21 protein-coding genes are annotated in these 19,712 nt (G+C 60.6%); 10 read left to right on the top strand and 11 right to left on the bottom strand.

Annotation, left to right across the window (positions count from 1 at the left end):
- Positions 1–72 precede the first annotated feature (72 nt).
- The 7 genes from PMI35_RS22625 to PMI35_RS22655 form a co-directional block, all read right to left on the bottom strand.
- Positions 73–1,113: an ABC transporter substrate-binding protein gene (locus PMI35_RS22625; protein WP_008057248.1), complete on the bottom strand. Its 1,041-nt coding sequence runs from the start codon at positions 1,111–1,113 to the stop codon at positions 73–75.
- 18 nt (positions 1,114–1,131) lie between these two features.
- Positions 1,132–2,247, bottom strand: coding sequence for an NAD(P)/FAD-dependent oxidoreductase (locus PMI35_RS22630; protein WP_008057247.1), 1,116 nt, complete (start codon positions 2,245–2,247; stop codon positions 1,132–1,134).
- Positions 2,244–3,599 (bottom strand): FAD/NAD(P)-dependent oxidoreductase, encoded by a 1,356-nt coding sequence (locus PMI35_RS22635; RefSeq protein ID WP_008057246.1) that lies wholly within the window; start codon positions 3,597–3,599, stop codon positions 2,244–2,246. Before PMI35_RS22635 ends, PMI35_RS22630 begins: the two co-directional genes overlap by 4 nt.
- A gap of 154 nt (positions 3,600–3,753) precedes the next feature.
- Positions 3,754–4,044, bottom strand: a complete 291-nt coding sequence (locus PMI35_RS22640; RefSeq protein ID WP_008057245.1) for a (2Fe-2S)-binding protein — start codon at positions 4,042–4,044, stop codon at positions 3,754–3,756.
- Positions 4,045–4,051: 7 nt separating this feature from the next.
- Positions 4,052–4,846: an ABC transporter permease gene (locus tag PMI35_RS22645; RefSeq protein WP_008057238.1), complete on the bottom strand. Its 795-nt coding sequence runs from the start codon at positions 4,844–4,846 to the stop codon at positions 4,052–4,054.
- Positions 4,847–4,852: 6 nt separating this feature from the next.
- Positions 4,853–5,722 (bottom strand): ABC transporter permease, encoded by an 870-nt coding sequence (locus PMI35_RS22650; RefSeq protein WP_008057237.1) that lies wholly within the window; start codon positions 5,720–5,722, stop codon positions 4,853–4,855.
- Positions 5,719–6,744, bottom strand: a complete 1,026-nt coding sequence (locus tag PMI35_RS22655; RefSeq protein ID WP_008057235.1) for an ABC transporter ATP-binding protein — start codon at positions 6,742–6,744, stop codon at positions 5,719–5,721. The genes PMI35_RS22650 and PMI35_RS22655 overlap by 4 nt, the downstream gene beginning before the upstream one ends.
- Before the next feature lie 245 nt (positions 6,745–6,989).
- On the opposite strand from PMI35_RS22655, the gene PMI35_RS22660 reads away from it, so the two are divergent.
- Positions 6,990–7,826, top strand: coding sequence for an IclR family transcriptional regulator (locus PMI35_RS22660; RefSeq protein ID WP_008057234.1), 837 nt, complete (start codon positions 6,990–6,992; stop codon positions 7,824–7,826).
- 132 nt (positions 7,827–7,958) lie between these two features.
- On the opposite strand, the gene PMI35_RS22665 is transcribed toward PMI35_RS22660, so the two are convergent.
- Positions 7,959–8,711, bottom strand: coding sequence for an anti-sigma factor family protein (locus tag PMI35_RS22665; protein WP_008057232.1), 753 nt, complete (start codon positions 8,709–8,711; stop codon positions 7,959–7,961).
- Positions 8,708–9,214 carry an RNA polymerase sigma factor gene (locus PMI35_RS22670; RefSeq protein WP_008057230.1) on the bottom strand — a complete coding sequence of 169 codons (507 nt, stop codon included), beginning with the start codon at positions 9,212–9,214 and terminating at the stop codon, positions 8,708–8,710. Before PMI35_RS22670 ends, PMI35_RS22665 begins: the two co-directional genes overlap by 4 nt.
- Positions 9,215–9,372: 158 nt before the next feature.
- On the opposite strand from PMI35_RS22670, the gene PMI35_RS22675 reads away from it, so the two are divergent.
- From PMI35_RS22675 to PMI35_RS34590, 4 genes are all read left to right on the top strand, one after another.
- Positions 9,373–10,449, top strand: coding sequence for a catalase family peroxidase (locus tag PMI35_RS22675; RefSeq protein ID WP_008057228.1), 1,077 nt, complete (start codon positions 9,373–9,375; stop codon positions 10,447–10,449).
- Complete coding sequence (locus tag PMI35_RS22680; RefSeq protein WP_008057226.1) at positions 10,446–10,991, top strand: cytochrome b; 546 nt, start codon at positions 10,446–10,448, stop codon at positions 10,989–10,991. The genes PMI35_RS22675 and PMI35_RS22680 overlap by 4 nt, the downstream gene beginning before the upstream one ends.
- Before the next feature lie 315 nt (positions 10,992–11,306).
- Complete coding sequence (locus PMI35_RS34595) at positions 11,307–11,951, top strand: hypothetical protein (RefSeq protein ID WP_162135906.1); 645 nt, start codon at positions 11,307–11,309, stop codon at positions 11,949–11,951.
- Positions 11,905–12,582, top strand: coding sequence for a hypothetical protein (locus PMI35_RS34590; protein ID WP_008057223.1), 678 nt, complete (start codon positions 11,905–11,907; stop codon positions 12,580–12,582). The genes PMI35_RS34595 and PMI35_RS34590 overlap by 47 nt, the downstream gene beginning before the upstream one ends.
- Before the next feature lie 70 nt (positions 12,583–12,652).
- Here PMI35_RS34590 and PMI35_RS22685 read toward each other — a convergent pair whose 3' ends face one another.
- Positions 12,653–13,801, bottom strand: coding sequence for a M14 family metallopeptidase (locus tag PMI35_RS22685; RefSeq protein ID WP_032831470.1), 1,149 nt, complete (start codon positions 13,799–13,801; stop codon positions 12,653–12,655).
- Between the two features lie 318 nt (positions 13,802–14,119).
- Here PMI35_RS22685 and PMI35_RS22690 point away from each other — a divergent pair, with 318 nt between their 5' ends.
- Genes PMI35_RS22690 through PMI35_RS22710 form a run of 5 tightly spaced genes read left to right on the top strand, consistent with a single transcriptional unit; the run spans position 14,120 to position 18,839 of the window.
- On the top strand, positions 14,120–14,788 hold the full coding sequence (locus tag PMI35_RS22690; RefSeq protein ID WP_032831472.1) for a GntR family transcriptional regulator: 669 nt from the start codon (positions 14,120–14,122) through the stop codon (positions 14,786–14,788).
- Positions 14,789–14,830: 42 nt separating this feature from the next.
- On the top strand, positions 14,831–15,637 hold the full coding sequence (locus PMI35_RS22695) for an ABC transporter substrate-binding protein (protein WP_008057220.1): 807 nt from the start codon (positions 14,831–14,833) through the stop codon (positions 15,635–15,637).
- A gap of 11 nt (positions 15,638–15,648) precedes the next feature.
- Positions 15,649–16,416 (top strand): amino acid ABC transporter permease, encoded by a 768-nt coding sequence (locus PMI35_RS22700; protein WP_008057212.1) that lies wholly within the window; start codon positions 15,649–15,651, stop codon positions 16,414–16,416.
- A 1-nt stretch (position 16,417) separates the two neighbouring features.
- Positions 16,418–17,197: an amino acid ABC transporter ATP-binding protein gene (locus tag PMI35_RS22705; RefSeq protein WP_008057211.1), complete on the top strand. Its 780-nt coding sequence runs from the start codon at positions 16,418–16,420 to the stop codon at positions 17,195–17,197.
- 31 nt (positions 17,198–17,228) lie between these two features.
- Positions 17,229–18,839, top strand: a complete 1,611-nt coding sequence (locus tag PMI35_RS22710) for a gamma-glutamyltransferase family protein (RefSeq protein ID WP_008057209.1) — start codon at positions 17,229–17,231, stop codon at positions 18,837–18,839.
- A 408-nt stretch (positions 18,840–19,247) separates the two neighbouring features.
- Here PMI35_RS22710 and PMI35_RS22715 read toward each other — a convergent pair whose 3' ends face one another.
- Entirely contained in the window at positions 19,248–19,589 is a 342-nt protein-coding gene (locus PMI35_RS22715; protein ID WP_008057207.1) for a DUF6124 family protein, read from the bottom strand.
- Positions 19,590–19,712 lie beyond the last annotated feature (123 nt).

Below are 19,712 nucleotides of genomic sequence, written 5' to 3'. Positions count from 1 at the left end.
ATGTTGCTTTTTAAAGATCAAAAGATCGCAGCCTGCGGCAGCTCCTACGGGGGTTTAGGTTGGGTTAGACGCCTACCGTTCGATGCTCCGGTTCCAACGGGCATTCCATGCCGGGCGTTGTTCGTTGACCTGGTCCCAGTCCACCGCGATCGCCGTCTCCAGGTACTGCTTCATCGCTTCGACCTGGCCACGGGTACGGTCGGTGGTCGGGGTATTGGGGTTGGAAGGAATCTGGTCGCCGTCCTCAAGTGCAGTAGCCTGAGCGTCCGGTGTCAGCAGGAACGCGGCAAGTTTCTGCGCCAGTTCCGGTTGGGTGTTGTTGGCGATGGCGCATTCGGCCACGTTGAGCACCACCGCGCCTTCTTTCGGCTGCGCGTATTCCACCGGCATGCCCTTGAGCTTCAGGGCGGTGACCTGGGTCGGCGTCAGCGGGAACAGCGCCGCTTCGTCAGTCTGCAGCATTTCAGAGATCTTCGCCGAGCTTGGAATGTACTCCAGCACGTTACGCCCGACGGTGTTCGGCCAGGCCTTGAAGCCGGGGTCGACGTCGGTTTCGCTGCCGCCCTGGATCCGGTTGAACATCAGGAAGCCATGCAGGCCGAAGGTGGAGGAGGCCATCGACTGGAACACCAGTTTGTCCTTGAAACGCGGATCGGCCATGTCCATCCACGAGGTCGGTGCACTCCAGCCTTTGTCCTTGAACAGGCGCGTGTTGTAGGCCAGCCCGGTGACGCCGAGGCTGACGGCCACCGCTTGGTCCTTGATCCGGCCCTTGGCCGGGATCTGCGCCAGGGTCGGGCTGTCCTCGAGCTTGTCGCACAGGCCCATGGCGATGGCGCGGTACATGATGCCGTCGTCGAGGAACATCACGTGCATCTGCGGGTTGCCCTTGCTGGCCTGGACCTTGGCCAGGATATCGGCGGAGGTGCCCGGTACGATGACGACCTTGACGTTGTTGGCCTTCTCGAAGGCCGGCAGCACCTTGTCGGCGTAGAGCCGCTCCATGGTGCCACCGTTCATGCCCAGGTAAAGCGTCTGCTCGGCATGGGCCTGGGTCACCGTGAGCAGGGCGCCCAGGCAGGAGAACAGTGCACTGCGTTTGATGTTATTCATTGGCGCGACCTTCCTCTATCAAGCTACGGAGATGGAGTGAAACCGGGTGATGGAAAACGCATCCAGCGGCGTCTTTGACGCGCCGCTACAGATGATCTCGGTGAGCGCCTGGCCCACCGCCGGGCCGATCTGGAAACCGGCGCCGGCAAAGCCGAACGCATGCAACAGACCAGGCTGGGTACGGCTGTGCCCGATCACCGGCTGGCGGTCGGGCAGGTAACCTTCAGTGCCGCTCCAGGTGCGAATCGCCTGGGCGCCCTCAAGAAACGGGTAGAGCTCGACGGCCTGGCGCAGGATCTCCAATACAGCGCCTTGACCGGGGCGGGCGCGGGCATCGTCAAGGGCAAAGCCCTGGCCGCCACCCAGCACGCAATTACCGCGTGCCACCTGACGCGCATAGATGCCGCCGCCCTCGACGCCGGTGCTGGCATCCATCACCAGTGGCAAGGGCTCGGTGACCAGCATTGCCGGGTGCCCGGAATGCATCGGCACCGGCTCGCCGAACTGCGCGGCCAGGCTGCCGGCCCAGGCTCCGGCGCAGTTCAACAGCCAGGGCGCGTGCAGCTCCAGACCGGTTTGCGTGCGTACGCGAAAGCGCTGGCCGTCGTGGTCCACAGCGGTGACCGCGCATTGCTCATGCACCTGCGCGCCGTGGTGCCGTGCGGCCCGGGCGAACGCCGGGGAGACCAGCCGTGGGTTGGCGTGCCCGTCATCGGGGCAATAGGAAGCGCCCACCGCGACATCGCCGACCCAGGGGAAACGTGCGCGCAACTCCTTACGATCAAGTACCTGCAACTCGAGGCCGAAGCCCTGGCTGCTGACTTCATAGTTTTGCAGGGCGCGTAAATCGTCGAGGCTGCGAGCGAGCTTGAGGTGGCCGCTGCGTTGGTACTCACCGTCGATGCCGATCAACTGTGGCAGTTGCGCCCAAATGGCGTGGGAACGTTGCGACAGCGGCAACTGCGACAGTGGACGGCCTTGGCGACGTACGCCGCCGTAGTTGACACCGCTGGAATGCGACCCGCAAAAGTCCCGCTCCAGCAACGCCACGCGGCGCCCGGCCTTGCCAAGAAACAGCGCCGCCGAAGCCCCGACGATGCCGCCGCCAATGATCACTGCATCGACTTCGATCATGCTCCTATCTCCAGGCCAAAAGGCAGCGGCTTGATCGGTGCCTGGGCCCGCAGCCGGCCGATGTCGGACACGGCGCGCTGACTTTGACAGGCAATGATTTCCGCCGCCGCAGCACCACACATCCGGCCCTGACAGCGACCCATGCCGACCCGGCAATGGGCCTTGACCCGATTGATTTCCCAGTGGCCCTCGCGCACCACCTGGCGAATATCTCCCGCGCGGACTTCTTCGCAGCGACAGACCATGACGTCATCGGCGACATCCGCAGCCCAGTGTTCGGGAAAGGCAAAGGCACGCTCCAGCCCCTGACGAAAATCACCGATACGTTCCAGCGCCTGTTCAAGCTGTGTGGGCCGTTGCGAGGGGATCAGGTAACCGATGTCTTCAAGCAATGCCAGGGCGGCGCGCTCACCGGCCATTTCCGCGGCGTCGGCGCCCATGATGCCGGCACCGTCACCGGCCAGGTACACCTCGGCGACACTGCTGCGGCCGGCAGGGTCACGGGTGGGTAGCCAGGCGCGGTTGAGCGGGTTCCAGGCGAATTCGCAGCCGAGCAGGTCGGCGAGTTGGGTTTCACTGCGCAGGCCGTGGGCGAAGGCGACGGCGTCGCAGTCCAACCGGTGTTGGCCTTTGGCATTGGACCACGTCAGCGACTGCACACGTCGCTGGCCATCAATGCGATTCAAGGTCGCGCCCTGATGCACCGGGATGCCATGTGCGGTCAGCCAGCCTCGGTAATAGATGCCTTTGGCCAACGTGCCCGGTTGCGCCAGCAGGCCGGGCAGGGCACGGGCCTGGGCGCTGAAGGGCGAGCTGTCGAGCACCGCGACCACGTTGGCGCCAGCCTTGGCGTATTGATAGGCGACCAGGTACAGCAGCGGACCACTGCCGGCGAACACCACGCGCTCGCCAATGGCGCAGCCCTGGAACTTCAGGGCGATCTGCGCCGCGCCAAGGCTGTAGACGCCGGGCAGGGTCCAACCCGGCACCGGCAGAACTCGGTCGGTGGCGCCGGTGGCGACGATCACCCGGGAAAACTCCAGCCGCGCGGCACGCCCATCGTGCAAGGTGTCGAGGGCACCGTCCTCGGCGTTCCACACCAGGGTGTCGGGACGGTAATCGATCTGCTCGCGCAGCTCGTCGAGGGTCTGGTGCAGGGCGCTGGCCTTGCGCGCTTCAAAGCCATACAGCTTGACCGGCGAGCGCTTGAAGTTGTCCGGCTGGCGTCGATAGATCTGCCCGCCACCGCGTGCGGATTCGTCCACCAGCACCGGACGCACACCGTGGGCGACCAGGGTTTGTGCGGCTCGAATACCGGCGGGGCCGGCGCCGATGATGACCACAGGCTTCATGCGCACCTCATATGTGAACGCCGCTGAACCCCTGTGGGAGCGAGCCTGCTCGCGATAGCGATCTGTCGGCCACCACATCTGTTGAATGTTTCGCCGTCATCGCGAGCAGGCTCGCTCCCACAGGGGATTTGGTTTCTGCAGTTTGAATGGATGTTCATATCGAGCGCCCCGGTTCGCGGCTGATGTTCTGCCCGGCTTCAAGCAGCGTCGAGCACGCACGCACCCGACGCCCATCGCCCAGGCGCACCCAGCAATCCTGGCAGGCGCCCATCAGGCAAAACCCGGCGCGGGGTTCGGCGCTGAAGTCACTGCCGCGCAGGTGTTCGTCGCAGCTCAGCACCGCCGTCAACAGGGTGTCGCCGAGCAGGCCGCTGGCCGGTTGCCCGTCGAGGGTGAAGTCCAGGGCCGGGCGGTCGCCTTCGGCCAGTCGTTTCAGCAGAGCCATGGCGCCCTCATTGTTTGCCCACTAGAACCCGATCCAGGCCATAGACCCGGTCAAGCAGAATCATGGTGACGGCGGTCAGCGCAATGACCAGCGCCGACACCGCCGCCATCATCGGATCGATCGATTCGGTGGCGTACACGTACATGCGCACCGGCAAGGTTTGCGTGGCCGGCGAGGTGACGAAGATCGACAGCGTGACCTCATCGAAACTGTTGATGAACGCCAGCAGCCAGCCACCGGCCACCCCCGGCAGGATCATCGGCAAGGTGATCTGGCGGAACAGCGTGAAGCGCCCGGCACCGAGGGATTGCGCGGCGTGCTCGGCGCTGCGGTCCAGGCCGATGGCCGAGGCCAGCACCAGGCGCAGCACGTACGGCGTGATCACCAGCACATGGGCGAAGATCAGCCAGGCGAAACTGCCGTTGACCCCCAGCAAGGCGAACAGACGCAACAGCGCCACACCCAGCACCAGGTGCGGAATGATGATCGGCGACAGGAACAGGCCGTTGAGAAAATCCCGGCCGGGAAATTCGAAACGGGTGATTGCCAGTGCCGCCGGCACCGCAACCAGGGTCGCCAGGGTCGCTGCGCTGAACGCCAGGATCAGGCTGTTGTAGAACGCATCGACAAAATCGGCGCGCTCGAACACCGCGCGGAACCAGCGCAGGGAAAACTCGGTGGTGGGCAGGCTCAGGGTGTTCTCCGGGGTGAAGGCCACCAGGCACACCACCACCAGCGGCGCGAGCATGAACAGCACCACCAGGGTATGAAACAACAGGGCGAAAGGACCGTTCCTGGACATGGCGAATTATCCCAATGATTTCTTGTAGCGGCCTTCGATCATGCGGTTCCACGACAGCATGATCAGCAGGTTGATGAGCAGCAGGGCCACGGCGATGGCCGCGCCCATGGGCCAGTTGAGCTCCGACAGGTACTGGTCGTAGATCAGCGTGGCGACCATCTTCAGACGGCGCCCGCCGAGCAGGCCGGGAATCGCGAAGGAGCTGGCGGCAAGGCCGAACACGATCAGGGTGCCGGACAACACGCCGGGCATGACTTGCGGCAGGACTATTTTTCGAATCACCGTGAAGTGGCTGGCGCCCAGGGACAGCGCGGCCTGTTCGGCGGCGGGGTCGAGCTTTTGCAGTGAGGTCCAGACCGGAATGATCATGAACGGCAGCATCACGTGCACCAGCGCGACCACCACCGCGAACGGCGTGTAGAGCAGTTTCATCGGCGAGCCACCGAAGGCCTGCAGGGTCTGGTTGACCAGGCCGTCGGCACCGAGCAACAGACTCCAGCCGAAGGCGCGCACCACCACTGAAATCAACAGCGGGGTGAGGATCAGGATCAGGAAAATCGAGCGCCAGGGGGTGCCCATGCGGCTGAGGATGTACGCCTCGGGCACGCCGATCAGTACGCAGAGCAGGGTGGTCAGGGCGCTGATCCACAAGGTGCGCAGGAAGATTTCATAGAAGTAGGGATCGCCCAGCAGGCTGCCGTAGTGCTCGACCGTGAAGGCGTCGCCATCGATCCCCGAGCTGTAGTCGAAGACGTTGAACGACAGGACCAGCGTCAGTGCCAGGGGAATGAGCAGCAAGCCGAGGTACAAGGCCAGGGCGGGTGCGGACAGCAGATACCCCTGACGGCCCTGGCGGATGGCGGTGAGCGTACTCATGCCGTCACCTCGTCGACGCTCAGCACTCGCAACAGTGCCGCGTCCCAATCCAGGCCAACCGCTGTGCCTTCGTTCAAGGGTGCCGCGCCGTCGTTACGGCGCACCACGCAGAGTTCACCGAGGCTGGTCGTGACGCTGTACAGCCATTGGCTGCCGAGAAAGAAGCGGCTGCTGACCTTGCCTTGCAAGCGCCCATGGCCTGCCTCGCGCAGATCGATTTTTTCCGGACGCAGGCTCAGGGTCAGTTCGCCGGCGCCATAGGTGCACACCTGAACCTCACCCGACGTGTCGCGTTCACCGGGCAGCAGGTTGGCCTTGCCGACGAATCCGGAAATGAACTCGGTGCGTGGGTGTTCGTAGAGGGTGTAAGGGGCATCGATCTGGGTGATGCGTCCGGCCTGCATCACCACCACGCGGTCACTGATCGACAGCGCTTCGGACTGGTCGTGGGTGACCATCAGCGTGGTGATCCCGACTTCGCGCTGGATGCGGCGGATCTCGAACTGCATCTCTTCGCGCAGGTTGGCGTCGAGGTTGGACAGCGGTTCATCGAGTAGCAACACCGGCGGCTGGATCACCAGCGCCCGGGCCAGGGCAACCCGTTGGCGCTGGCCGCCGGACAGCTCCCGCGGATAGCGCTCGGCGTGCTGGTTGAGGCGCACCAGCTTGAGCACCCGATCCACCCGTTGTGCAATCTCGGCGCCCGGCACCTTGCGCATGCGCAGGCCGAAGGCGACGTTGTCCTTGACGCTCATGTGCGGGAACAGCGCGTAGCTCTGGAACACCACGCCCAAGCCCCGGCTGGCGGGTTTGGCGTGGGTGATGTCGCGCCCGTCGAGCACGATGCGCCCACTGGTGACTTCGACGAAGCCGGCGATCATTTGCAGGGTAGTGGTCTTGCCGCACCCGGAAGGGCCGAGCAGGGAAACGAATTCGCCTTTCTCCACCGACAGGTCGGTGGCGACCACGGCGTCGATTTCACCGTAGCGTTTGCCGAGTTTTTCAAGTTGCACAAAAGCCATGACTGCGCCTCCACCTGGGATTGTTATGCGTCGCCAGAAGGCGCGCTTTTTTGTATGGGCAGATACGAAAGGTTGTTGCGGGGTGCGTTGGCGCTCGACTTGAGTCGGCTGCCGCTGTTGTTCGAATCGCCCCTGTCTGGACGCAGATTAGGGCGAAGACTAGGATGGGCTCAATGGTCTATTTCACTGAGACGATAACTATTTTCAGTTTTATTCGATCAGTAAATTAATTGTCGAGAATTCACATGTCAGATTCCATTGAGCGGAATGAAAACAAAAATGAGGTCGGTGTCGGCGCCGTCTCAAGACTGTTTGCGGTGCTGCGTGCGTTGGGCGATACCGTCGAGGGCGGTGAGCGGGTGACACAACTGGCCCAGCACATAGGCCTGTCGCAACCGACCACCCACCGGTTGTTGCGCAGCCTGATGGACGAGGGCATGGTCGAGCAGGATGCGCGCAGCAAACGCTATCGCCTGAGCCTGGACTTTTTCGCCCTGGCGGCCCGCGCGGGCAATAGTGGCAACCTGCGCGAACTGGTGCGTCCGGCGCTGTTGCGGCTGTCGGCATCCTTGGGCGATTCGTTGTTCCTGCTGGCGCGCAGTGGCTTCGATGCGATCTGCCTGGACCGCAGCGAAGGGCCGTTTCCGATCCGCACCTTCACCGGTGATATCGGCGGGCGCGTGGCATTGGGGGTGGGCCAGGGCAGCCTGGCGATCCTGGCGTTCCTGCCAGAAGAGGAGCGCGACACGGTGATCCATTACAACTTGCCACGGCTCAAGGATTTCCACCTGTATGACGAGGTGTTCCTGCGCTCGGAAGTCGAGAACGTGCGCAAGCTCGGTTACGCCGGGCGCAATACCGGCGTTTTACAGGGCATGGCCGGGGTGGCGGTGCCGATCCTCGATCGCGAAGGGCGCGCGGTGGCGGCGTTGAGCGTGGCGACCGTGAGTGATCGGCTTGGCCCGGATCGCTTGCCGACGGTGGTGGAAATGCTCAAGCGCGAAGCGGCACTGATCGGGCCGCGGATCAATCCGTTTGATCCGTTGTTGCGGCGGCCTTCGCAAGTCTTCGGGCAAGGCTGAACGCAATCTCTGGAGACGCACTGAACCCTGTGGGAGCGGGCTTGCCCGCGATAGCGATCTTTCAGGCGACATCTTTATTGCTGCCAGGCCGCCATCGCGGGCAAGCCCGCTCCCACAGGGATTTGATGGCGATCAGAAGTTCACTGTATGTCTGAGCATCTGCGCCGCCGGCGTATCCGCCGGGCTGACCATCGCGTAGTTGTAGCCGCCTCCCGACCAATACTCGGCCTGCAAGCCGCCATCACTGCGACTGCCCCTGGGCAGCAGATAGTTTTTCGGTCCCGGCGGGCGCACGTAAAAACTGATTTTCTGCCCGCGCGAGTCCTCGTAGACCACCATCGCCGCCGGTCCTTGCTCAGTGCTGAGCAAGCGCCCGCTGGCCGGTTTGAAGCCTGCGCCCGACAAATCAGGCAGGCGATTGGCCTGGGTGAAATAACGGTCGAGCCAGCCCTGCATGTCACCGTCGTCACCCGCCTTGTAGTCGGCCGGCAGGATGCCTTGCTGGGCAATCAGACGGTAAGCCTGCATGGCATCGGCCATCGGTTGCGCTGCGCTGAGGAGGGTCATTTCCCGAGCCTGCCAGCCGCTGACCCCACCGATGCTGACAGCGATCAGCAATACCGCGGCGCTGGCCAGGTGGCGTCGGGTCTGGCTTTTCAAGCGTCGGCGGATCTGCACAGGATCAAGGTGCGGATTGGCCGGCTGCTGCAAGGCACCACTCAGGGCAGCACGCAGTTGTTGGGCGTCCTGCTGCCAGGCACGCACTTGTGCGGAAATTTCCGGGTTACTGGCCAGGAAAGTCTCCACCAGACGCCGGTCTTCCTCGCCGAGCTGATGGTCGACGAAAGCGTGCAGGTCGCGCTCGCTGGGGGGCATGCTGATCATTTGAGTCTCCGCAGGGCAGGGCGGTTGATTTCGCCATCGCTGAGTTGGCGCAGGGCCTGGCGGGCCCGGGACAGGCGGGACATCACGGTACCGGTGGGCACGTCGAGAATCTCGGCGACCTCTTTGTAACTCAAGCCTTCCACCGACACCCACAGCAGCAGTGCGCGCTGTTCAGTGGGCAGCTGATCGAAGGCATTGAGGGTCGATTGCGCGATCACGGTTCGCTCCACCGAAGGCTGCGCATCGTCGCGTCCGGTGAAAAATTCGAGCATTCGCGCATAACGTCGGGTACGGCGGTGAGCATCGAGAAACTGTCGATACAGAATCGAGAACAACCAGGCGCGCAAGTCGCCCTCGACACGCTTGTCGCCCCAACTCGACAGCGCACGCTCAAGGCACGACTGCACCAGATCGTCGGCGCTGCTCGGATTGCGCGTCAGCGATACGGCGAAGCGGCGCAACCTGGGAATGATTTCTCGCAGTTGTTCGTCGATATCGTTCATGAATTTCTGGTTACTCACTACGCTTTGAACCAGGAAGACGCATGGGATTGAAGGTTATTCCACGCCCGGAAAAATAAATACCGGGTGATGGAATAAACCGCCGTGGGGTTCGTCTGCCTGATTCTTCTCACTTGTGGCCGATGGCCCTGGAGTCTTTCATGGTAGATCGATCATCACCGCCACCCTTGAGTGCCGCCAGCCTGACATTGCGTCTGGCCGGCATTGCCGTGGTCGTGGCCGCAGTGGCCGGGGCGTTTGCCTACGTCAACGGCACCTTTGACCCACAGCGCCTGACCCCGAAAAAGCTGGTCAATGTGCTGGAAACCAACAACGGCGTGCATCCGGGATTTCGCCGCAATCATGCCAAAGGCGTGTGCGTGATCGGCCATTTCGAGAGCAGTGGTGAGGCTCGCAGTTATTCCACCGCACAGGTGTTCAACGAGGCGCGCACGCCGGTGGTTGGCCGTTTCGCCTTGCCGGCGGGTAATCCTTACGCGCCAGACAGCGCTGTGCCGATCCGCAGCCTGGCGTTGCGCTTCACCCAGGCCAACGGGCAGCAATGGCGTACTGGAATGAACAGCATGCCGGTGTTTCCGGTGGGTACGCCCGAGGCGTTCTACCAATTGCAGCAAGCCCAGTCGCCGGTGCCCGCTACCGGCAAACCGGACCCCGCGGCGGTGCCGGCGTTCTTTGGTTCGCACCCGGAAGCCGCACCGTTTTTGGCCTGGATCAAGACTGCCAAACCTTCGGCCAGTTACGTGACGGAAACCTACAACAGCGTCAATGCGTTCTATCTGGTCAACGCCGCCGGACAGCGCCAAGCGGTGCGCTGGAGCATGGCGCCGCTGGTTCAGGACGCGCCTGGTGCCACGGCACCGCAAGGCAACGATTTCCTCGAGAAAGATCTGGTTCAGCGCATCGCCGCCGGCCCGTTGCGCTTTCAATTGAACATCACCCTGGCCAACCCCGGTGATCCGGTCAACGACGCCAGCAAGGCCTGGCCCGACGGGCGCAAGGTGTTGAACGCAGGCACCCTGGTGCTGGAAAGCACCCAGCCGCAACTCAGCGGCGAGTGCCGCGACATCAACTATGACCCGCTGGTATTGCCCGCCGGCATCGAGGGTTCCGACGACCCACTGCTCGCCGCTCGTTCAGCCGGTTACGCCAATTCCTACCTGCGTCGCACCAGCGAAGTCAGCCAGTTGCCCGCCGCCAAACAGGAGGCCCAGCAATGAGCACCCAACCCAAGCACTTCGCTCCCCTGGCGCGCCTGCTGCACTGGCTGATGGCGCTGATGATCATCGCCATGCTGTTTATCGGCGCAGGCATGGTCGCCTCGGTGTCCGAGCGTCATGAATGGCTGATTCACCTGCACAAGCCGTTAGGCGTGGCGATTCTGTTGCTGGTGATCGTGCGACTGCTCGTGCGCTTCTCCACGCAGCAGCCACCGCTGCCCGCCGACCTGCCGGGTTGGCAAGCGCTGGCGGCCAAGGCGTCCCATGTGCTGCTGTACGCCCTGATGCTGGTTTTGCCGTTGTTGGGCTGGGCAATGATTTCCGCGTCGGGCGAACCGGTGATGCTCAGCAGTTCGTTGCAGTTGCCGTCGATTGTGCCGGCGAATGCGCAGGTGTTTGCGTTCTTGCGCAAGGCGCATGGGTATCTGGCGTATCTACTGTTTCTGACGGTGCTGCTGCATCTGGCCGCGGCGTTGTTTCACGGTTGGGTGCGGCGCGATGAGGTGCTGGACAGCATGTTGCGGGGTAAGGATCGCTGTTGATCGAAAGCTTGGCGGTTGCTTTGGAGGAATAGACCAACGCAACCGTGCCAAGGTATGTCTGCGAGCGAAGGTAAACAACAGCTCGATGCCAGTACTGAATATTGGATTCACTGAATCGCCGAAGTAATGCCACTACCTGTCAACTTTGACAGTATCGATATCCCAAAAACACATGTTAAATGCAAAGAGATTGCAGTTGTCAGGTCCGGCCAATCGAATAGCAGCAACATGGTTTACTCAGGGAGAACTATCGTGTCGAAGACTATATACATACGTTTTTCACGGCGGGTTGCATCCATGATGTGTGCTATATCAATGACTTTATTGGTCGGCGCGTGCACGCACCAACGCCCTCCTGATTCTGGTGACCCAAGTCAAACCTTCATCGCTGATTTCGCCAGTAAGACCAGTGAGCAGTTGTATTCTGATTTGATTGGTTTGGCGGTTTATGAGCTGTCGGCATCTTATGAAAGTGATGGATACACAGTTGAAAGCGCGAACCTACGGATGCCGGATCGTTCGCAGGGTTACCTTGTTGATGTTCGATCGCCAGATGGAAGCCATTTTGCTCTTATAGGGGGCATAGGTAAAAACGGAGTGTTAAAAACCACCAAAAGTGGAGAACGTACATTTGTGCCTTTACCGCCTGAATTTGATAAGCCTGTTCGAAATGACATAGTTGAAGGCATCATCGAAAAAAAACCAGGTTCGCCGACGCAGAGTGCCACATTTTCATCACGCGCTCCCGTAGTCATTGATGTTTTGGCTGCCTATACCAGAAGCGCAGTTAACTCAGGATATGTTGGCGCAGACCTTAACGCTGACGCTAGAGCAAGATTGGAAACGGTGAATCTGTCACTTCGAAACTCCCGCATAGGAAGTATTTCTCTAAGGTTGGTCAAGACGCTTATTCATGAGCCAAGCCCTAAAATTACCAACGATACGATATCAAATATGTGATTTGGTAGCTCTTTTTGTTGGCAGTGACTCTCATGTGGGAGATATTTGGAATGGCTATGTACTTGGAAAGGCTCAAATGCCGGGTAGATTGAGCATTAGCACTGTTACGAATAACTTTACCTTTGCTCATGAAATAGGCCACAACGCTGGAGGTCTTCATTGTATGCGTAGTCAACCTGGTTACAAAAATGGATATGAACAAGGTGTTCAGTGCAGCGATAGAGAGTTTTGGTATTCCGGGATGATTGGGTGGGAGCCTGGTATGCAGCTTCGTGGTAGTTGGGCTGATGCCGACATGTCAAGAACCTGGTTGGAGCAAAAGTACCGACTGGCTTCCTACGCGCCACCTTATCCGCCACAGCCTGAGTTTTATGAGTTGGCGCCGGAAAATTTCAAGGGAGTTCCAGGTCCGGGACGTATTCAATTTTCTTGGGATCCGGTACCCAATGCAATTCGTTATGATGTGATCAAGAGGTTTGGGATTCCACCCACGGTTGGTTCAACCGAAAACTCGAGTTTTTTGCTTGAGGGCCGCCAGGCGACATCAGGTACTTACAGCGTAGAAGGAGTCGATGCACAAGGCAATCTTTCAAAAAGAAGCGTCTATCTTCAGATAGAAGTGAGTCCATAACATCATCAACCTCTTTTACATGGGTTGAATACGAACATGACCTCAATGAGGTCATGTCTTGAAAGTTTTGCTAGCGTAAAGCTTCGATCATTTCCGCGACAGTCGTTAGCACATCCTTGCCCAACTGCTTCGAACGCTTGCCCGACCAGCCGGTCAACGGATTCGGATGGTCGTCGTGGTCCTTGAACGGCATTTCCAGGGTCAGCGACAGGCAATCGTACTTCTGGCCGACGCTGTTGCACGCCAGGGTCATGTTCGCCTGCCCCGGTTCGTCGCGGGTGTAGCCGTGTTTGGTCTGGAAGTCCTTGGTGGTGTGTTTCAGGTGGCTGCGGAAGTGTTCTTCAAGTTCGGCGATCCGTGGCGTATAGCCCGGGTTGCCTTCGCAACCGGCGGTGAACACGTGTGGAATTTCCTCGTCACCATGAATGTCGAGGAACAGGTCGACGCCGTACTGTTCCATTTGCTGCTGGACGAAAAAGACTTCCGGGCTGAGCTCCTGGCTGGCGCTCTGCCAGGCGCGGTTCAGGTCCTGGCCCATGGCGTTGGTGCGCAGGTGGCCGTGGAAGGCACCGTCCGGGTTCATGTTCGGCACCAGGTACAGGTCGGCGCTGGCCAGCAGTTTGTTCAGCACCGGGTCGTCGTGTTTCTCCAGGCGCTCGATCACACCCTCCATGAACCACTCCGCCATGTGTTCGCCGGGATGTTGCTGGGCAATGATCCACACCTTGCGCTGGCCTTCGGCACCGGTACCTTTGCGCAGCAGCTGGATGTCACGCCCTTCGACGCTCTTGCCGGTGGCCAGCAGTTCGGTGCCGGCCTTGGTCAGTGCCTGCTCGATCAGCCAGTCGTGGCGGCCGCGGCTGTAGGGTTCGAAGTAGGCGAACCAGGCGTGGGTCTGTTCGGCTTCGAGGCTGAAACGCAGGCAGTCACCCTCGAAAATGGTCGGCACACGAAACCAGTTGACGTGGTCGTAGGACGCCACCGCCTGGTAACCGGTCCAAGCCTTGTTGTACGAGGACTGGCTGGCATTGTTCAGGCGAAACCAGTGGTCCTGGCCGACATGCAGGCCGCTGGCCTTGAAGTGGAACCATTGGAAATGGTTGCTTTTGGTATCGGGGCGGATGGCCAGCAGGGGTTTGAGCGGGTCACTGACATCGATGACCTGGATGTTGCCGCTGTCGAAATTGGCACTGATGTCGAGAGTTTTAGCCACGGTCAGGGTTCCTGATTGAGATTTTTATGCCGGCTACTTTACACGCAAGCGAAGAGGGCTGGCAGCGCAGATAAAACGTTTCACCCGGCAGCCGCCTGATAACGATCAGTCGTGTTACCACGCGCACCTTAATGTGGCCGAAAGGTTACAGATTGGGGCATTTCAACTCGCTTGCGTCGACGCTTCATGCCTTGAGCAGGCCCCCTTGTGATGGCAATACATCAATCTAATCAAACACCTGTCGCCGCTAAGCGAAATTTGGCACGCAACGTGCTTTTTTGGCTTTATGGATAATTGGATACAAAAATGCAAAAGGTGCACCCGATGAAATTCGCCCCTGCCTATACCGAGCGCCAACCTGTCACCGCCGAGGAAGAGGCTTACAACTTTCTGCTGGAGGCCATCTGCAAAGGGCGCTACCGCACCGGAGAGCGACTGATTGCCGAGGACATCGCCGGGGAAATCGGCATGAGCCGCATGCCGGTGCGCGAAGCCTTCCGGCGCCTGGATGCCGATGGCCTGGTGACGCTGCGGCCCAATCGCGGCGCCATCGTCCGAGGCCTGAACATCGAGGAAATGCGTGAAGTGTTCGAGATGCGCAGCGCCCTTGAAGGTCTCGCGATCCGTGTGGCCGTGACCAAACTCACCGAGCGTCATTTCAGCCATCTCGAGCGCCTGCTCGATGAGATGGACGACTACCGCGAGGACGGCGCCGAGTGGGTCAGCCGCCATCGTGCCTTCCATGAATACCTGTGCAGCCTGAGTGAACGGCCGCGCCTGATGCGGCAGATTTCGGCGCTGTATTCGGTGATCGAACCGCACATGCGCCTGTGGCTGCAACACGCCGACAAACCCCGCAGCGCCCGGGACGAACACGCCTCGATTATTGAAGCATTGCGCTGCGGCGACCCGGACAAAGCCGCCGCCGTGGTGTGCGAACACATCGAGGGCACCATCCCGCGACTCATTCAGTTTCTCGAAGCCCACCCCTAGAAGAACAACCCCCTTCGTTGCAGCCAACTGGAGTCATGCACCATGCACAAGCCTTGCGCGTTAGTTGCCGTGTTCACCTTGAGTCTGTGTTCGCAATGGGCGCTTGCCGCCCCCGAGTTACCCGAGCGATTGAGCAAGAGCGAGAAGATCGTCTATTGCTCCGGCATGGACTCACCACCGTTGGTGTCCTTTGACGTGAAGCAGAAACCGGTGGGGCTGCAGGTCGACATGGGGGAGGCAATTGCCCAGCGCCTGGGTGACAAGAAGGTCGAGTGGCGCATCTCGCCTTTTGCCGGGCTGATTCCGGCGCTGCTGGCGCAGCAGTGCGACATGATCGTCGATCAGTTGTTCGACAAGCCCGAACGCCGCGAAGTGATCGACATCGTCAACTTCATGTATTCCAGCCAATCCATTGTCGTGCCCAAGGGCAACCCGAAAGCGGTGAACACCCTGGAGGATCTGTCCGGACTCAAGGTCGCGGTCAGTAACGGTTCGACCATCCGGGTGCTGCTGGGCAAGGAAAACGAAAAGCTCGAAGCCGCCGGCAAGGCGCCGATGAAACTGGTGGTGTACAACGTCGACGCCGATGCGTTCCAGGCCTTGCGCATCAATCAGGTGGACGCTTTCGGCACCACGGTCGAGTCCGCCGGCCACTATCAGCAACTCGCGCCTGACCTGTTCCAGTCGGCGGTGCCGGCGTTCAACCGCATCCTCACCGGCTTCGGCGTGCGCAAAAGCGACCCGCAGCTGACCGTGGCATTGACCGAGGTGTTGCAAGGCATGCGCGCCGACGGCAGTTACGCCGCGCTACTCAGTAAATGGCATGTCGACAGTGACAAACTGGACTGAGGGCAAAGCGGATGAATTTCAATTGGGATGTGTTCTGGCAGTACCTGTTGCAGCCCAGCGATGTCTACCTGACGGGGCTGTGGCTGACCTGCCTGATCAGCGTGTCGGCGATGTTGCTCGGTTGCGTCCTGGGGCTGATCGCGGCGTTGATGAAGCTGTCGAGTAACCCGCTGTTGCAGTACCCGGTGCGTTTCTATGTCTGGCTGATGCGCGGCACGCCGTTGCTGGTGCAGATCGTGTTCCTGTACACGGCATTGGCGGCGGGGGGCATTTTCCGCTTTGAGGACCTGGATCTCGGCTGGATCGTCGTGCCCGGCAACATCCAGGCCGCGATCATCGCCCTGGGCCTGAACGAAGGCGCGTACATGGCCGAGATCATCCGTGCCGGTATCGGTGCGGTGGACAAGGGCCAATACGAGGCCGGGCGCTCCCTGGGCATGACCTTCGCCAAGTTGATGCGGCGCATCGTCCTGCCCCAGGCATTCCGGGTGATCGTGCCGCCGCTGGGCAACGAGTTCAACGTGATGTTGAAAAACACCACGCTGGTCAGCGTCATCGGGGTACAGGAGTTGCTGCTCAGCACGCAAATGGTGACCTCGGCGACTTTCCGCGTGTTCGAGTTGTACCTGGTCGTGGCCATCTACTTCCTGGCACTGACCACGCTGTGGGGCTTCTTCCAGCGCTGGCTGGAAAAACGCTTCGGTCAGTCCGATCGTCCGGCACCGGCCGCCAGCCGGATGTTCGGGCGCAACACCATGAAACTGTTGAGGGGGCGTTGAGATGGCACACATGAGTGAAGAGCTGGTCATCGAGGCGCTGGATATTCACAAGTCTTTCGGTGACCTGGAAATTCTCAAGGGCATTTCACTGCAAGTGAGGCGCGGTGAAGTGGTGGTGCTGATCGGCGCTTCCGGTTCCGGCAAAACCACCTTTATCCGCTGCATCAACCTGCTGGAAGATATCCAGTCCGGGCAGATTCGTGTCGGCGGTCGGCCGATGGGCTACCGCACCCGGGCCGATGGCAGCCTGGCCCGCGACTCGGAACGCAACATCGCGCGCCAGCGCCGGGACATCGGCATGGTGTTCCAGCGCTTCAACCTGTTTCCGCACATGACGGCCCTGGAAAACATCATCGAAGCGCCGATCCAGGTCTTGGGCGTGTCTCGTGCGGCGGCGGTGGAACAGGCGAGGGCGCTGCTCAAGCGCGTCGGGTTGGCGGAGAAAGCCGATCACTATCCGTCGATGTTGTCCGGTGGCCAGCAGCAGCGGGTTGCCATTGCCCGGGCGCTGGCGATGAAACCCCAGGCGATGCTGTTCGACGAGCCCACCAGCGCCCTGGACCCGGAGACAGTCGGCGAAGTGCTGCAAGTGATGAAGGAACTGGCCGAGGAGGGCATGACCATGGTCGTGGTCACCCACGAGATGGGTTTTGCCCGCGAGGTGGCCGACCGGGTGGTGGTGCTCGATCAAGGTGAACTGATCGAGCAGGGGCCGCCCGAACAGATCTTCAGCCAGCCGAAGCATGCCCGTACCCGAGCGTTTCTCAGTCGCGTGCTTTGAGTCCGTCCAACCCATTTGTGTGAGTCCTGCCATGTTCAAGTTTTCTGCCCATGAGTATCCCTACGCCTCACAACGTCAAAGTGTCTTCGCCAAACGCGGCATGGTCGCCGCCTCACAGCCATTGGCCGCCGAAGCCGGGATTGAAATGATGCGTCGCGGTGGCAATGCCATCGATGCGGCGATTGCCACGGCGGCGGCCCTGACGGTGGTCGAGCCCACCGGCTGCGGGATTGGCGGCGACGCCTTTGCGTTGGTCTGGACCCAAGACAAACTGCACGGTCTGAACGCCAACGGTGCAGCCCCGCAAGCCTTGAGCATCGAGGCGGTGAAGGCGGCCGGTCATGAAAAAATGCCCCTGCATGGCTGGACGCCTGTGACCGTACCGGGTTGTCCATCCGCCTGGGCAGAGTTGTCCACGCGGTTTGGTCGCCTGCCCTTTGCCGATCTGTTGCAGCCAGCAATCAGCTTGGCGCGCGATGGTTTTCCGGTGTCGCCGGTGGTTGCGTTGCAGTGGCAAACCGCGCTGGAGGACTTCACCCCTGATCGCAGCGACGTGCTCGACAGCTGGTTCGAAACCTTTCTGATTGACGGCCGCGCACCGCGCGCAGGCGAACTGTTTCGTAACCCGGCCCAGGCACGCACCTTGAGTGAACTGGCGGCCACCGGTTGTGAAAGCTTTTATCGCGGGGCGCTGGCGCAACGCCTGGACGCCCATTCGCGCGCCACGGGCGGTTATCTGCGCGCCAGCGATTTGCAAGACTACCGCGCCCAGTGGGTCGAGCCGATCAAGGTCAATTACCGCGGTGTCGACGTCTGGGAGATTCCGCCCAGCGGCCAGGGACTGGTGGCCTTGATGACGCTGAAGATTCTCGAAGGATTTGCTTTCGACCACCGTGACAGCCAACAGACCTGGCACCGTCAGCTCGAAGCCATGAAGCTCGCTTATAGCGATGGACTGCACTACATCACCGACCCACAGCACATGCGGGTCGCCGTGGACGATTTGCTCAGCGACGCCTATGCCAGCCAGCGTCGGGCACAGATCGGCGACCGCGCGGTGGCACCCAAACCGGGCGATCCCCATGCCAGTGGCACCGTCTACCTGGCCACCGCCGACGCCGACGGCAACATGGTTTCATTCATCCAGAGCAATTATCACGGTTTTGGGTCTGGCGTGGTGTTGCCCGATAGCGGTATTGCCCTGCAAAACCGCGGTGAAGAGTTCAGCCTCGATCCCGCTCACGCCAATTGCCTGGCACCCGGGAAAAAGACGTTCCACACCATCATTCCCGGGTTTCTCAGCAAGGACGGTCAGGCGCTGGGACCTTTCGGCGTGATGGGCGGCTACATGCAGCCCCAGGGGCATGTGCAGATGGTCATGAACCTGGTGGATTTCGGGCTCAACCCACAAGCGGCCCTGGATGCGCCGCGCTGGCAGTGGTTGGGCGAAATGAAGGTTGGCATCGAACAGGACACTTCGCGAGACATGGCGGCGGCACTGGCTCGTCGTGGGCACGAAGTCGAGGTGGTGTGCGATCGCACGAGTTACGGGCGTGGGCAAATCATTTTGCGCGACCCTGTCACCGGCGTGTTGTGTGGCGGGACCGAGCCGCGAGCGGACTCACATATAGCCGTGTATTGATAATCTGAGGGGGGGCGTCCTCCCTGACGCCGTCGCAGCTTAGAGATTATGCGATTGATTCTCAAGTGCTATTTGCCATTAGTTTGCCCCAATGGTTTAAGGCTTCTCTTGCCAACTAACATTGTTTTGATATGATCCGCGCCATCGAATTTGCGACACATCAAGACTTCATTAGCCTGAAGCCATAAGCCAGAAAACTGGCAAAAAAAGACCCGGCAAAAAGCCGGGTCAAAAACCGTGATTAGCCTGATGAGGAGATAGTCCAGGAGACCGACCTAAGGTCACCTGGTCCATCGACTGATCTCGCGATCAGTTGATGCAATAATAATCATTCTCGTTTGCAAGTCAAACGTTTTCGTCTGCGCGTCGGGAAAACTCTTTCCTGTCCTTCTGTTCCGCACCTTCCTCCTACCCATTCTTGCCGCCCTCCAGGGAGCGGTTCACCATGGCCTTTGCCATGTCGATCATATGCACGGTCGAGAGCGCCAAATCCCGATGCGCACCGTGCAGGTGGTTGGCTGACTCGTAGGCGGTGGCGGCCGCACAACGCAGCAGCCCCGAAGCATGCACCAGGGCTTCCTCGATGCCGATGTTACGGTTTACGTCAAAGAGATGCGCTTGTACCGCTTCCTCTGCAACAGCTGGTTTCAAGTAGTAATCCAGCGCTCGCTGTGCGGCGGCAGAACCCTGCGGTGAGTTGAGGGACGTATCGATTTGTATGTCGGGCAAGTCGTTGCTGGGTGGATTCATGGTCAAGGCGTGCTCCGTGATAAATTCAGATCCGTGAATCCATCCTAATACGTTATGTATTTATGACAATTGTATTAATACTACATTTTGTGTTTTGTCGGGCGAGGCTCGCCACGTATCGTG

The sequence above is a fragment of the Pseudomonas sp. GM78 genome (assembly GCF_000282475.1).
In the GTDB taxonomy this organism is placed as follows: Bacteria; Pseudomonadota; Gammaproteobacteria; order Pseudomonadales; family Pseudomonadaceae; genus Aquipseudomonas.
The sequence above is the reverse complement of the archived record's forward strand: the minus strand, read 5'-3'. Positions and strand labels throughout refer to the sequence as shown.

Excerpts from the sequence above, each read along its gene's own strand:
- PMI35_RS22625 (WP_008057248.1), bottom strand. The coding sequence starts at position 1,113 with ATGAATAACATCAAACGCAGTGCACTGTTCTCCTGCCTGGGCGCCCTG.
- PMI35_RS22630 (WP_008057247.1), bottom strand. The coding sequence starts at position 2,247 with ATGATCGAAGTCGATGCAGTGATCATTGGCGGCGGCATCGTCGGGGCT.
- PMI35_RS22635 (WP_008057246.1), bottom strand. The coding sequence starts at position 3,599 with ATGAAGCCTGTGGTCATCATCGGCGCCGGCCCCGCCGGTATTCGAGCC.
- PMI35_RS22640 (WP_008057245.1), bottom strand. The coding sequence starts at position 4,044 with ATGGCTCTGCTGAAACGACTGGCCGAAGGCGACCGCCCGGCCCTGGAC.
- PMI35_RS22645 (WP_008057238.1), bottom strand. The coding sequence starts at position 4,846 with ATGTCCAGGAACGGTCCTTTCGCCCTGTTGTTTCATACCCTGGTGGTG.
- PMI35_RS22650 (WP_008057237.1), bottom strand. The coding sequence starts at position 5,722 with ATGAGTACGCTCACCGCCATCCGCCAGGGCCGTCAGGGGTATCTGCTG.
- PMI35_RS22655 (WP_008057235.1), bottom strand. The coding sequence starts at position 6,744 with ATGGCTTTTGTGCAACTTGAAAAACTCGGCAAACGCTACGGTGAAATC.
- PMI35_RS22660 (WP_008057234.1), top strand. The coding sequence starts at position 6,990 with ATGTCAGATTCCATTGAGCGGAATGAAAACAAAAATGAGGTCGGTGTC.
- PMI35_RS22665 (WP_008057232.1), bottom strand. The coding sequence starts at position 8,711 with ATGATCAGCATGCCCCCCAGCGAGCGCGACCTGCACGCTTTCGTCGAC.
- PMI35_RS22670 (WP_008057230.1), bottom strand. The coding sequence starts at position 9,214 with ATGAACGATATCGACGAACAACTGCGAGAAATCATTCCCAGGTTGCGC.
- PMI35_RS22675 (WP_008057228.1), top strand. The coding sequence starts at position 9,373 with ATGGTAGATCGATCATCACCGCCACCCTTGAGTGCCGCCAGCCTGACA.
- PMI35_RS22680 (WP_008057226.1), top strand. The coding sequence starts at position 10,446 with ATGAGCACCCAACCCAAGCACTTCGCTCCCCTGGCGCGCCTGCTGCAC.
- PMI35_RS34595 (WP_162135906.1), top strand. The coding sequence starts at position 11,307 with ATGACTTTATTGGTCGGCGCGTGCACGCACCAACGCCCTCCTGATTCT.
- PMI35_RS34590 (WP_008057223.1), top strand. The coding sequence starts at position 11,905 with ATGAGCCAAGCCCTAAAATTACCAACGATACGATATCAAATATGTGAT.
- PMI35_RS22690 (WP_032831472.1), top strand. The coding sequence starts at position 14,120 with ATGAAATTCGCCCCTGCCTATACCGAGCGCCAACCTGTCACCGCCGAG.
- PMI35_RS22695 (WP_008057220.1), top strand. The coding sequence starts at position 14,831 with ATGCACAAGCCTTGCGCGTTAGTTGCCGTGTTCACCTTGAGTCTGTGT.
- PMI35_RS22700 (WP_008057212.1), top strand. The coding sequence starts at position 15,649 with ATGAATTTCAATTGGGATGTGTTCTGGCAGTACCTGTTGCAGCCCAGC.
- PMI35_RS22705 (WP_008057211.1), top strand. The coding sequence starts at position 16,418 with ATGGCACACATGAGTGAAGAGCTGGTCATCGAGGCGCTGGATATTCAC.
- PMI35_RS22710 (WP_008057209.1), top strand. The coding sequence starts at position 17,229 with ATGTTCAAGTTTTCTGCCCATGAGTATCCCTACGCCTCACAACGTCAA.
- PMI35_RS22715 (WP_008057207.1), bottom strand. The coding sequence starts at position 19,589 with ATGAATCCACCCAGCAACGACTTGCCCGACATACAAATCGATACGTCC.